The sequence below is a fragment of the Bradyrhizobium sp. genome (genome assembly GCF_036009065.1).
Taxonomy (GTDB): Bacteria; Pseudomonadota; Alphaproteobacteria; order Rhizobiales; family Xanthobacteraceae; genus Bradyrhizobium.
Map to the genome: position 1 here is coordinate 15,390 of NZ_DASYMN010000442.1, position 13,345 is coordinate 28,734.

Annotated in this window: 9 protein-coding genes; 5 read left to right on the top strand and 4 right to left on the bottom strand. The window is 63.3% G+C overall.

The annotated features are described in order from the left end of the window. Positions 1-244 precede the first annotated feature (244 nt). The 3 genes from metF (at position 245) to VGP39_RS26300 (ending at position 5,678) form a co-directional block, all read left to right on the top strand. Entirely contained in the window at positions 245-1,150 is a 906-nt protein-coding gene (gene metF / locus VGP39_RS26290; protein ID WP_327571015.1) for a methylenetetrahydrofolate reductase [NAD(P)H], read from the top strand. A 4-nt stretch (positions 1,151-1,154) separates the two neighbouring features. Next, complete coding sequence (metH, locus tag VGP39_RS26295; protein WP_327571016.1) at positions 1,155-5,021, top strand: methionine synthase; 3,867 nt, start codon at positions 1,155-1,157, stop codon at positions 5,019-5,021. A 234-nt stretch (positions 5,022-5,255) separates the two neighbouring features. Beyond that, on the top strand, positions 5,256-5,678 hold the full coding sequence (locus tag VGP39_RS26300; RefSeq protein WP_327571017.1) for a hypothetical protein: 423 nt from the start codon (positions 5,256-5,258) through the stop codon (positions 5,676-5,678). A 472-nt stretch (positions 5,679-6,150) separates the two neighbouring features. Here the strand turns inward: VGP39_RS26300 and VGP39_RS26305 are convergent, their stop codons facing one another. Together VGP39_RS26305 and VGP39_RS26310 are read right to left on the bottom strand one after the other, a co-directional pair. Then, positions 6,151-6,288, bottom strand: coding sequence for a hypothetical protein (locus VGP39_RS26305; protein ID WP_327571018.1), 138 nt, complete (start codon positions 6,286-6,288; stop codon positions 6,151-6,153). A 111-nt stretch (positions 6,289-6,399) separates the two neighbouring features. After that, positions 6,400-7,932, bottom strand: a complete 1,533-nt coding sequence (locus VGP39_RS26310) for a DHA2 family efflux MFS transporter permease subunit (RefSeq protein ID WP_327571019.1) — start codon at positions 7,930-7,932, stop codon at positions 6,400-6,402. Positions 7,933-8,002: 70 nt separating this feature from the next. On the opposite strand from VGP39_RS26310, the gene VGP39_RS26315 reads away from it, so the two are divergent. Then, positions 8,003-8,518: a MarR family transcriptional regulator gene (locus VGP39_RS26315; RefSeq protein ID WP_327571020.1), complete on the top strand. Its 516-nt coding sequence runs from the start codon at positions 8,003-8,005 to the stop codon at positions 8,516-8,518. Between the two features lie 17 nt (positions 8,519-8,535). Then, the gene (locus tag VGP39_RS26320) at positions 8,536-9,567 is read left to right on the top strand and encodes an HlyD family secretion protein (RefSeq protein WP_327571021.1); all 1,032 of its coding nucleotides are present in this window, start codon (positions 8,536-8,538) and stop codon (positions 9,565-9,567) included. A gap of 990 nt (positions 9,568-10,557) precedes the next feature. Here the strand turns inward: VGP39_RS26320 and VGP39_RS26325 are convergent. Both VGP39_RS26325 and VGP39_RS26330 read right to left on the bottom strand, forming a co-directional pair. Further along, the gene (locus VGP39_RS26325; RefSeq protein ID WP_327571022.1) at positions 10,558-12,240 is read right to left on the bottom strand and encodes a hypothetical protein; all 1,683 of its coding nucleotides are present in this window, start codon (positions 12,238-12,240) and stop codon (positions 10,558-10,560) included. A 104-nt stretch (positions 12,241-12,344) separates the two neighbouring features. Then, positions 12,345-13,319: an Hsp33 family molecular chaperone gene (locus VGP39_RS26330; protein ID WP_327571023.1), complete on the bottom strand. Its 975-nt coding sequence runs from the start codon at positions 13,317-13,319 to the stop codon at positions 12,345-12,347. Positions 13,320-13,345: the final 26 nt, after the last annotated feature.

Here is a 13,345-nt window from a genome sequence, read left to right on the forward strand (position 1 = left end):
GACGAGAAGACGGGCGGCCAACTTTATAAGTAAAAACAAGCTTATATTCCAATTTTGAGCCAGCAACAGCTTCCTCTTTAGATCGCCCATCTTTTATGTCAAACCATCGCTTTATCGAGGTATAATCAATGAAGTGGGCAATTTCCCACGAACTACAGGCTATTTTGGTGGGCCGGTTTCGTTTATTTTGGCGGCCTACGGCCAGGTCGAAATTCAGCCCCGCCGAGTGGAGTTCTGAGCAACCATGACCGAGATTTCGCCATCCGGCCGTTCCGCACCCAACCGCCCCGCCATTTCCTTCGAGTTCTTTCCGCCGAAGAGCGAGGAGATGGAGCGCAGCCTGTGGGAGACCATCAAGCGTCTGGCGCCGCTGGCGCCCAATTTCGTCTCGGTGACCTATGGCGCCGGAGGATCCACGCGGGAGCGTACCCATTCCACCATCGCCCGCATTTTGGCCGAAACCGAGCTGCTGCCGGCCGCGCATCTGACCTGCGTCGGGGCGGCGCGCGGCGAGATCGACGAGATCGTCGGCCGCTACCATGAGGTCGGCGTCCGCCATATCGTGGCGCTGCGCGGCGATCCGCCCGGCGGCATCGGCACGGCCTACTCCACGCATCCGGATGGCTATCGCAGTTCGGCGGATCTGGTGGCCGGCATCAAGCGGCGGCACGGCGACATCGAGGTCTCGGTCTCCGCATATCCCGAAAAACACCCCGAGAGCCGCGACTTCGACGCCGACATCGACTTCCTGCAAGCCAAGGTCGACGCCGGCGCCACCCGCGCCATCACCCAGGTGTTCTTCGACAACGACCTGTATTTTCGCTATCTCGACCGGGTTCGCGCGCGCGGCATCACGATTCCGATCGTGCCCGGCATCATGCCGATGCACAATTTCAAGCAGGCCCGCAACTTCGTGACCCGCGCCGGCACCACGGTGCCGTCATGGCTCGCGGAGAAATTCGACGGGCTCGACGACGATGCGGACACCCGCAAGCTGGTCGCCGCGACGGTTGCCGCCGGCCAGGTACAAAAACTCGCCAAGCACGGCGTCGACACCTTCCACTTCTACACCATGAACCGCGCCGATCTCGTATTCGCGATCAGCCATCTGCTCGGCATTCGCCCGAGCGGCGCGCAGAAAGCCGCTTGATCAGATGACCGTGCCTGTTTCTGCCAAACGAACCGAACTGCTGGCGCTGGCGCGCGAGCGCATCCTGGTGCTCGACGGCGCCATGGGCACCATGATCCAGGCGCTGGAATATGACGAGGCGGCGTTCCGCGGCGAACGCTTCAAGGATTTCCATCGCGACTTGCGCGGCAACAACGACCTGTTGATCCTGACCCAGCCGAAGGCGATCGAGGACATCCACGCCGACTATCTGCGCGCCGGCGCCGATATCGTCGCCACCAACACGTTCTCCTCGACTTCGATCGCGCAGGCCGATTACGATCTCTCCGGCATTGCCTATGAGATGAACCTCGAAGGCGCCAGGCTCGCGCGCGCCGCCGCGATGCGGGTCACCGCCGAAGATGGCAAGCCGCGCTTCGTCGCCGGCGCGGTCGGCCCGACCAACCGCACCGCCTCGATCTCGCCGGATGTTTCCAGCCCCGGCTTCCGCGCCGTGACGTTCGACGACCTGCGCATCGCCTATGGCGAGCAGATCAACGGCCTGCTCGATGGCGGCGCCGACCTGCTGCTGCTCGAAACCATCTTCGATACGCTGAATGCCAAGGCGGCGCTGTATGCGATCGCCGAAATCGCGGAAACCCGCGGGCTCGACGTGCCGGTGATGATCTCCGGCACCATTACCGACAAATCCGGCCGCCTGCTGTCGGGGCAATTGCCCGAGGCGTTCTGGAATTCGGTGCGCCACGCCAAGCCGATCACCATCGGCTTCAACTGCGCGCTCGGCGCTGAAGACCTGCGCGCGCATATCGCCGACATCGGCCGCGTCGCCGACACGCTGGTGTGCGCATATCCCAACGCCGGGTTGCCCAACGAATTCGGCGGATACGACGAGAGCCCGGAATTCATGGCCGGCCTGATCGGCGAATTCGCCGCAAGCGGTTTGGTCAACATCGTCGGCGGCTGCTGCGGCACCACGCCCGATCATATCGCGGCGATTGCCGCGGCGGTCGCGCCGCACCAGCCGCGCGCCGTTCCGGTCATCGAACCGCGGCTGCGATTGTCGGGCCTCGAGCCGTTCGAACTGACGCCGGCCATCCCCTTCGTCAACGTCGGCGAGCGCACCAACGTCACCGGCTCCGCCAAATTCCGCAAACTGGTCACCGCGGGCGACTACACCGCCGCGTTGCAGGTGGCGCGCGACCAGGTCGAGAACGGCGCGCAGATCATCGACGTCAACATGGACGAGGGCCTGCTGGATTCCGAAGCCGCGATGGTGACCTTCCTCAATCTCGTCGCCGCCGAGCCCGATATCGCCCGCGTGCCTGTCATGGTCGACTCCTCGAAATTCGCGGTGATCGAAGCCGGTCTGAAATGCGTTCAGGGCAAGCCGGTGGTGAACTCGATCTCGATGAAGGAAGGCGAGGATAAATTCATCCACGAGGCCACCATCGCGCGGCGCCATGGCGCGGCCGTGGTGGTGATGGCGTTCGACGAGGCCGGGCAGGCCGACACCTTCGCGCGCAAGACCGAGATCTGCAAGCGCGCCTACGACATTCTCGTTGACCGGCTCGGCTTCCCACCGGAAGACATCATCTTCGATCCGAACATTTTTGCGATCGCGACGGGGCTGGAAGAGCACAATAATTACGGCGTCGACTTCATCGAGGCGACGCGCTGGATCCGCCAGAACCTGCCGCATGCGCATATCTCGGGCGGCGTCTCCAACCTGTCGTTCTCGTTCCGCGGCAACGAGCCGGTGCGCGAGGCGATGCATTCGGTGTTTCTGTACCATGCGATTCATGCCGGTATGGACATGGGCATCGTCAATGCCGGGCAGATGATCGTCTACGACGACATCGATCCCGAACTGCGGCAGACCTGCGAAGACGTCATCCTCAATCGTGACCCCGGCGCATCCGAGCGCCTGCTGGCGCTGGCGGAAAAATTCCGCGGCAAGGAGAAGCAGACCAAGGAGCAGGACCTTGCCTGGCGCGAATGGCCGGTAGACAAGCGGCTCTCCCACGCGCTGGTGCACGGCATCACCGAATTCATCGAGGCCGATACTGAAGACGCGCGCCAGGTGGCGGAGCGCCCGCTCAACGTCATCGAAGGCCCGCTGATGGCCGGCATGAACGTGGTCGGCGACCTCTTCGGCGACGGCAAGATGTTCCTGCCGCAGGTGGTGAAGTCCGCGCGGGTGATGAAGCAGGCGGTCGCCTATCTGATGCCGTTCATGGAGGAAGAGAAGGCGCGCAACCTGGCCGCCGGCATCGTCGGCGACGGCCGCAACTCCGCCGGAAAGATCGTGCTCGCCACCGTGAAGGGCGACGTCCACGACATCGGCAAGAACATCGTCGGCATCGTGCTGCAGTGTAACAATTTCGAGGTGATCGATCTCGGCGTCATGGTGCCGGCCGCAAAAATCATCGAGACCGCGAAAGCCGAGGGTGCCGATATCATCGGCCTCTCCGGCCTGATCACGCCCTCGCTCGACGAGATGAGCTTTCTCGCCAGCGAGCTGGAACGGCAAGGCCTGAACGTGCCGCTGCTGATCGGCGGCGCCACCACCAGCCGCGTCCATACCGCGGTGAAAATCGACCCGAAATACACCGGCGGGCCGGTGGTGCATGTCAACGACGCCAGCCGCGCGGTCGGTGTCGCCTCGGCGCTGCTGTCGCCGGAGCGGCGCGACGCCTATGCCGCGGAGGTGCGCGCCGATTACGCCAAGATTTCCGCGGCGCATTTCCGCGCGCAGGCCGACAAGAAGCGGCTGAAGCTGAAGGATGCCCGCGCCAACGCGGTGATAATCGACTTCGCCAAAACCCCGCCTAAGAAGCCGGGGTTCCTCGGCATCAAGACGTTCCGCGATTATGATCTGGCCGAACTTGCCGACTACATCGACTGGACGCCGTTCTTCCAGACCTGGGAGCTGACCGGGCGATACCCGGCGATTCTCGACGACCCCAAGGTCGGCGAAGTCGCGCGCTCGCTCTATGACGACGCGAGAGCGATGCTGGACCTGATCGTCAAGGAGAACTGGTTCAAGGCCCAGGCCACCATCGGCTTCTGGCCGGCCAATGCCGACGGCGACGACGTCGTGGTCTACGCCGACGACGCCCGCAGACAGAAGATCGCTACGTTCCACACCCTGCGCCAGCAGCTGGAGAAGCGCGAAGGCCGCTTCAACGCCGCGCTGTCGGATTTCATCGCGCCCGCATCCAGCGCCGTGCCGGATTACATCGGCGCGTTCGTGGTCACCGCGGGGATCGGCGAGGACATCATTGCCGACCGCTTCAAGAACGCCAATGACGATTACTCGTCGATCCTGTGCAAGGCGCTGGCGGATCGCCTCGCCGAGGCTTTTGCCGAGCGGATGCATGCGCGCGTGCGCCGGGAATTCTGGGGCTACGCGCCGGACGAGACGCTTGCCCCCGATGCGCTCATTCTCGAACAGTATGCCGGCATTCGCCCGGCGCCCGGCTATCCCGCGCAGCCCGATCACACCGAGAAGGCCACGCTGTTCCGCCTGCTCGACGCCGAGGCCACCGCGGGCGTGAAGCTGACGGAAAGTTTTGCGATGTGGCCGGGCTCGTCGGTGTCAGGACTCTACTTCAGCCATCCCGAAAGTTTCTATTTCGGCGTCGGCAAGATCGAGCGCGACCAGGTCGAAGACTACGCCGCGCGAAAAGGCTGGAGCATCGCCGAGACCGAGCGCTGGCTGGCGCCGGTGCTGAATTACATTCCCGCCAATGAAGCCATGCCGACGCTGGCGCCGACCGCGTCGATCCCGGAGCCCGCCAACGACGTCGCCAAGGAAATGGCGAATCATCCGCCCGGCTGCACCTGCGCGGTGCATCTGAAATACCGCGCCAAGGCCGCGCGGGCGGGTTAGGTTCTTAACCTCGCCCGCTCTTTGCGCGGAGAGAGGTCGAAGCCGGAGCATGACGCCTGGCGTAATCACGCGATGCATGTTCATGAGCGATATAGCGAGGAAAGAGCCGAAGCGATGTTCAACAGCGTCCGCGCCTTTACGCAGCACCTGGCGACTAAGCTTTACGACCCTCTAGGCAAGCTGTATTCGTAGTTCGAAGCGACGCGTCGAAACTTGAGCAAAAGAGGGGATTAGATGAGCGCTACAGCCCGCCGTCGGTTTGCACTGCAGGCCATGGCTGCATGTATTTTCTGTTTTACCGCACCCGCTTGGGCAGAGCCATTGACGACCGCTGGCATTGGCGTTGCGTCATGCGAAAAGCTGGCGAAGGACATGAACCCGGAGGAAGGCCTCAATAACACGGTCAACTATCTTATCTTCTATTGGGTCCAGGGCTACATGAGCGCGGCCAACATCGCCCTGCTGGAGGGCGACAGTCAGTACGTCGACCTCTCGTTAATGAACGAAAAGAAGCTGCTTCCGCTGATCCATGATTTCTGCAAGAAGAACCCCGGCAAGAAACCGATCAGCGTCATCGATCAACTCATCGAGGATGCGGACAAAATCGAAGGTAAGTGGAAGAGCGGCACCGTCCCTTGGGCTGCCGACGACGACTAAACGCGCAGCGGCAAGAGGATGCGCGCTCATGGAGCGCGAGCTGCTGAAAGGCAGGAAAGAGGCCGGCCTCAGTTGGCGGCCTCTGTTATCCGCCCCTTGCCGCCGCAGTTTTCGCACCGGACCGGATAGATTTTGCGACCGGGCTGCCTCGGCTGCGCTACCACGGGAAATCCGGTGCCGTCGCATTTCGGGCATTTGTGCTCGGCCGGTTTCTCGGATTGCCTTTTCATTTGATCCCTCTCAGTCGCCCTCAGTTGGGCGCCATGGCCCTCTCTGAGGTCCAGGTCTTATTGCTGCACTGGCATTCGAACATGTGAAATATCCGCCCTGTCGTGGGGCTAGGGATGCTGGCCATGAATTTGGGTTGTTCGCTACATGTTAAGCAGCGTGGCGATATCGGCTTGGGGTGATTCTGCTGATCCATGCGACACACACAATGCCGGGAAGACTCTGCGGGCAATTGAACTTTGTACTATTCCGGCTTGTGTTCCGACCGAATGACGAAGCGCTCGCCGCTCCAAACCTCTACGTCGCGATCGGCAATCAGCCGCTTGGCCTTGGCAATGGCTTCGTCATGATCGCCGGCGATCTGCGTTTCGCATCGCTTCATCCGGACTCCCGATGCAGCAACCGCTTGAGACAAGGCTCACGGCCTTGTCGCCACGCCCGGCCGCCGGTGCACAGAGAGAACCATGGCGGTGGTGGCCCGATCTGCCTCGCCTTACGCCGCCTTGCGGCGGCGGACCATGAGCACGAACACGACGGCGAGGCCTGACGTCACCGTGTACATCATGAAGGCGTTGAGATAGCCGATCATCATCGACTGGCGCGCGATTTCTTTCGCTACCTTGGCCAGGCCCGGCACGGTGTCGAAGCTCCACGCGCCGGTCAGGCCCGGCGTCGTCAGCGCGCGGTTGTAGGGTGTGATCATCTCGGTCATCCGGCTGTAATTGGCGCCGGAGGTGCGCACGATCTCGGCGATCGACAGCGAGATGAAAAAACTCGACCCGATGTTGCGCAGCAGATGGAATATCGCCGAAGCCTCCGCGTAATGCTTCGGCTCCAGCGTTCCAAATGCGACTGCCGTGATCGGCACCCATACGACGCCGACGGCAAAGCCCTGGATGGCGCTGTTGACGACCAGGATCTCCATCGTCACGTTGAGATCGAACGTCAGCATCCAAACCCCCGCCGCGGTCTGCAGACCGAAGCCGAAGGCCATGCTGATGCGCGGATCGATCCGGCTCATGAAGCCGGCGATCATGAAGCCGAGCAGCATCCCGATGCCCCGGCAGCCGATCACCTGCCCGACCATGGCGTCCGGAAAGCCGGCCTGCTGCTGCAGCAACGGCGGCAGCAAGACCATCGGCGTGAAGTTCAGCATTCCGTAGATGGTCACCAGCGCGAGGCCAATCGCATAATTGCGGTCGGACAACAGTTTCAGGTTCACGAATGGCGCGCGTGCGCCGAGGCTGTGCACCAGGAATATGTAGAAGGCGAGGGCCGCGATCAAGGATTCGATCACGATCTCGGTCGAGTCGAACCAGTCCAGCCGGACGCCGCGCGCGAGCACGAGCTGCACGGCGGCAAGCGCGGTGGCAAGCGCGACAAAGCCGGTCCAGTCGAAGCGAACCCTGGCGGTCCGGTTATCCGGCGGCAGCGTCCAGGCCATGCCGATGGTGGCGCAGATGCCGACCGGCACCAGCATGTAAAACGACCAGCGCCAGCTATGCATCTCGGCGAGGTAACCGCCGAACACCGGACCGAACACCGGGGCGACCGCCACCGCCATCCCGAATATCGACATCACCATGGTATGCTGGCGGCGCGGGAAAGTGTTGAACAGGATCGACTGCGACAGCGGCACAAGCGGCGCACCCGCGCCGCCCTGAAGGATGCGCCACAACACCAGCACCTCGAGCGATTGCGCCATGCCGCAAAGCAATGTCGCGGCCGTGAAGCAAGCGATCGAGCAAAGCATCACGCGCTTGGTACCGAAGCGGGACACCAGCCAGCCGGTCATCGGCGTCACGACCGCGGTCGCCAGAATGTTGAATGTCATCGCCCAGGCGATCTCGTCCTGGGTTGCCGACAGGGTACCCTGCATCTGCGGCAGCACGGTCGATGTCGTGAGCAGCGCCGTTCCATAGAGCGAAGACCCCAGAACCACGGTCGCCAGGGTCAAATACCGCTGCGCCGCGGACATCGTCCCGGCGGCGTCCTCGGTCTCCATGCGTGCGGAGCTTAGGGCCATGTCCCCCCTGCGGCATTAATCGCCAGATTGTAACCTAGCTTACTAATTGTCCGGCGGCTACAATCGCGGCATGCCAAATACCGACGAATACATCGGCGTGGTGCTTTCGGACGTTGCCCGCCTGTTGCGGACGGAATTCGATCGCCGGGTGCGCCGCCTCGGCATCACGCGCGCGCAATGGCTGGTGCTGACCCGGCTGCACCGGCGTCCGGGCGCGTCGCATTCGGAGCTTGCCGAGATGATGGAGGTGGAGAAGGCCACCGCCGGCCGCATGATTGACCGGCTGGTGGCCAATGGCTGGGTCGAACGCCGCACCCAGCCGGGCGACCGCCGCGTCAAACGTGTGTATCTGACGCGGGAAGCGGAACGGGTGCACAAGCGCATCTGGCGCGTTGCGGAAGCCACGGTCGACTCCGCCCTTGCCGAACTTTCCCCACCGGAAAGCAAACAGCTGATGGCATTGCTGCAGCGCATCAAGAAAACCCTGGTTTCGGCCGGCGACCCATCGCCGAGCGACGCGGCCACCGCCGGCCGGAAACCTGCCTTGCGCGCGATGCGTCGCCTCAACGGCAGGAGCGCGCCATGATGAAGCGCGTTCGGCCGTTGGCGCTGGTCGGCGTGCCCGTGCTCGTCCTCGCGGGGGCGCTGATCGCCTGGCTGCAGGGCGGCCGCCACATCTCGACCGAGAACGCGTTCGTCAAGGCGGACATCAGCCAGATCGCAAGCGAAGTTCCCGGCCGCATCATCGACGTGCGCATTGTGGACCATGCGGTCGTTGCCGCCGGCGATCTGCTGGTGCGCCTCGATCCTGCAACCTACCAGTTGGCTCTCGCCAAAGCCGAAGCCGAGATCGATTCGGCGCGTGCGTCGGTCGAGCAGCTCAAGGCCAGCCTGCACGAGATCCGGGCCGAAGCCAGGGAAGCCGAGAACAAGCTGGCGTATCTACAGTTGCAGGCGAAGCGCCAGCGCGAGCTGTCCGGACGCGGCGTGACGACGGCCGCCAAGCTGGAGCAGACCAACAGCGAAGAACAGGAAGGGCAAGACAAGCTCGCGGTATTGCACCAGCGGATCGCGCGGGTGGAGGCGGCGCTTGGCGGAAATCCCGACCGGCCGACGGACGAGTATGCGGCCGTCCGCGAAAAGCTGGCAATGCGGGATCGCGCGGCGCTGGACCTTGGCTATACCGAGATCAAGGCGCCGCGGGCTGGCGTTGTCGTCAACTTCCGCCTGCAGCCCGGCGAGCAGGTCAAGGCGCAGACGCCGCTGTTCGCGCTGGTGACCGATCGCCGGCCCTGGCTGGAAGCCAACTTCAAGGAGACCGAGCTGACCCACGTGACGGTCGGGCAGAAAGCCAAGGTCGTGCTCGACATGCATCCCGACATCACATGGGACGCCGAAGTGGAAAGCATCAGTCCGGCGACCGGCGCCGAGTTCGCGATCCTGCCGGCCCAAAATGCCTCGGGCAATTGGGTGAAGGTCGTGCAACGTCTGCCGGTACGGCTTCGGTTGACCGAGCGGCCGGGCGAGCCGCCGTTGCGCGCCGGCATGACCGCCTATGTCAGCATCGACACCGGCCGCATCCGCAAGCTCGCCACCATATTCGGCAGCGGCGACGCCGTCGCGGCCCGCCCCTGACTGCAACAGCCGGTGACCGAAGGCGGCGAACGCTTCGAGATCGAAGTGCCGGGGTTTTGGCTTGATAGGCCGGAAGGCAAGCGGACGTTGAATAGGCGTTCTTCACCTCGCCCCGCTCTTTGCGGGGAGAGGTCGAAGCCGGAGTCAACGGGTCGGCGCAAAGCGCCGCCCGATGATAAACTCCGCGAAGGCTTCGGGTGAGGGGCGAGGCAGTGGGCCGAACACCCGCGAACGACTCTCGGGTCGCGCTTGTTGCGCTGAAGAACCTTTCGACCCGAGAGATTTTTGATTTGGCAAGCGCAGTGCCCGGCCCCTCACCCGGCGCTTCGCGCCGACCCTCGGGTCAAGCCCGAGGGCAGGCTCTCTCCCCGCGAGAGAGCGGGGCGAGGTTAAGAGGTGCCTCGCTTCAAATTTCGATTTGGTAGATTCAAACAGCCAAGCATCCGCGTTCTCGCGGCGCAATGCGTCCGAGGTTTGCCAGTCCCTCGCGAACCCAAGCGAGGGGGTGGAGCGGCGGGAGGCGCCAGGGCACCAGCGGGCACCCTTGGAGGCGGGATTAACGTACCCACCTCGCGCGGCAAGGCACCGCGCGCGCCCAGTGACGTAGGGCGCAGCGCCTCCCGGCGCTCCACCTTGACCACCGGCCTGTCGACCGCTCCGGGGCGCCCCGGTCCGGCCAGCTTTCGCTCTGTCCGCTGAAGGATCGCGTCTAGAACGCGACCCCTCATCGGACAGGACGCGGAATATATACAGAAAAATAGGAATATAGCAATAGGAATTTTTGGGTTCCACAAAAATATTTTCATCGGCCACGCCAACGGGCCCGGCTATTGCGGGCCCTCCGAGCTAATTTGGCCGGATGTTGAGGCAACTCCAACTCGCCGATATGGACGCCGCGGCGCGGGTTCACCGCACTGCGTTCGACCTTGCATTGCCGACGCTGGCGCCGTTGGCGGCGGCTCAAGGATGGTGCCCGCACCTGCGAGAAGGCTAGCGGAGGAGGCGCGACAGTATTTCGATAGCTGGCTTCAAGGCTTCCGCAATGCCGGCGTAACCAGCTGCCGCGATCGAGAGGGTTGAACCGATGAGATGGTAGGTGCGCTCAAAGAAGCCGAGTGCGCCGAGTATCACTCGTTTTTTCATCGTGACTGTCTGAATGCGATCTTCCGGCGAGATTTTTATTTCCGCAGCCGGGGAACCTTGCTTGTTGAGAGGTATCGCAGGAGGCTGCGTTGAGACGACGCGAGCGAATTCGGTCATCCTGTCGATGACCGCCATGAACTCGTCAGTGGTTGCTCCGGCTTTATGTGCTTGTTGCGCGGCTTTCGCCACGACCTCGAATGGCTCTATGAGTTTCTTGCCTGTCGCCTGTTCCTCATTAAGTGGCGTTTGGGCATAGATTGCTTCGCGCTCGGCATCGAGGGGAAAGTGTTCAACGAATAGAGCGTGGTTATCGGCAAAGCGATCAAGCGCTTTGCGCATGCCCGGCTCAAGCCATTCGTCCTCAGCGTGCGACGCACTGACGGCCGCGGCGATGATGTCGGCATCGTCTTTCAGAAGCCCGAGAATTGGCTGGGCGCCGCGCGCTTTCAGTTCCTCATCATAGGAGTGAAGCGAGCTTTTCAAGTGTCTTGGCACGTTCTCAGGCAGATCGCCGAGAATCACTTTAACCAGGTTGCGCTGACGGACAGGAAGAGTCGAAAGGTCGTCATCGACGATCGGAACGTCAAAAGGTTGATTGGGACCAGCAGTCAACTGACCCTTGTCAGTGATGGAGGGCTGAGGGCTAGCGACTTCGGCGAGGCGGGCAATTGTGCTGGTTTTTTGAACCTCAAAATCCAACTTCGGCGCAAGGATTGGTGGCTCAAACGCGCTGCTTTCAAGCAGCTTGGCGAGCCGCAGCGCAATCTCCGTGTTCACCACCTCGGCCCCTTTGTTCCACGGCAATGCGCCCGGGATATCGGTGAATGCTGCGTCTTCGGCTTCGGTAATGTCCGGACGTGGCGCACGAAGTGAGATATTTTGATACCAATCCGTCCAGACCCGCCAATGCCCGCCCAGCGCATGCAACTCCACAACAAGCCGTTGCCAAGCCTGTACAAATTTGGCGGGCGCGGAAACCCGCCAAAGTTGATCGCGCCCCAATTGCTCCGCCGTCAGCAACCCGCCATGCAATCGTTGGGCATCATGTTTGATGGCGGCATAGGCGTCGTCGGTGTAGGCGGCGTAGGCGGAGGCGGCGGCGACATGGGCGGCGTCAGCGGCGGCGGTGCGCGAGGCGGCGCGGGACGCGGAGGCGCGGGAGGCAGAAGTGGCGGCGGCACGAGCGGCGGCGGCGACGGCGGCGTCAGCGGCGGCCGAGGTGGCGGAGGAGGACGCGGAGGCAGAGACTACGGAGGCATAGGCGGCAGCAGCGGCAGCTGCGGCCTCGACTGGGCGGTTTTGGTATATGGCATCAAAACGCGCAATCGCGGTCGCACGAAAGACCTGCAAAACCATGGAAACATCGCCGGTGCCACGTGCGAGCGGAACGACGCGCAGCCCAGCACGCGCCGCGATGGCTACCGACCATTCGCGCGGCTGCTTCGTCAGCCAATTCGCAAATGCGTCTGTCCTGCTCGGGTCAGGCGGAGCTTCACCTTTCCCAGGCGGTGCCTTAGCCGATTTCGCCATTGCTCCCCATACCCCCGTGCACCGAGCAGGTTGAGCCTAACACACCGTTTTAGTTGCATGGCAAGCGCCCGAACAAGGAAACACTCTAAGGATAACGGCTCCCCCTACTCCACCCCCGCCTCTTCCGGCGTGAACTCATACACCGAGGAACAGAACTCGCAGGTCACCGCGACCTTGCCGTCCTTGACCATGTCGGCGCGGTCTTTTGGCGTAAAGCTTTTCAGCATGGACGATACCGCGTCGCGCGAGCAGGAGCATTGCGCGCGCAATGGCAGCGACGGGAACACGCGCACGCCGCGTTCGTGGAACAGCCGGTACAGCAGCCGCTCGCCGGACAGATCGGGATCGATCAGTTCGACGTCTTCAACCGTCGCGATCAGCGACTGGCCTTCGACCCAGGCATCGTCTTCGGCAACCGTATGCGTGACCACGCCTTCCGGCGCGTCGCCGGGATGCAGGTCGGGCTGCCGCGCGCGCTCCGGCGCCTTGGGCAAAAATTGCAGCAGCATGCCGCCGGCGCGCCAGCGATGTCTTGGCCCTTCGCCGCCGCGCCACTCCTCGCCGACCGCGAGCCGCACCCGGGTCGGGATCTGTTCCGAACGCAAGAAATATTCATGCGCGGCATCTTCCAGGCTGCCGCCTTCCAGCGCCACCAGCCCCTGATAGCGGCTCATGTCCGGCCCCTGATCGATGGTCATGGCGAGATGGCCGCGGCCGAGCAGCGCGCCGGAGTTCATGCCCTCCTTCAGGCGCGCCGCATCGAAGCGGGCATAGGCGCGCAATCTGTCGGGCGCCTGGAAATCCACGATCAGGAACGACACCGGGCCGTCGGTCTTTGTCTGCAGGATGAAGCGGCCGTCGAACTTCAGCGACGAGCCGAGCAGCGTCGTCAGCACGATGGCTTCGCCGAGCAGCTTGCCGACCGGCGCCGGATAATCGTGCTTGGTGAGGATCTCATCCAGCGCGGGACCGAGCCGCGTCAGCCGTCCGCGCAGGTCCAGCGCAGCGACCTCGAACGGCAGCACGGCGTCGTCGCCCGGAACCGGCGAGGGCGCGCGGATGGGGGGTTCGGGGGAGATTTTCGGGGTCGGGGATTGCGAGGTCA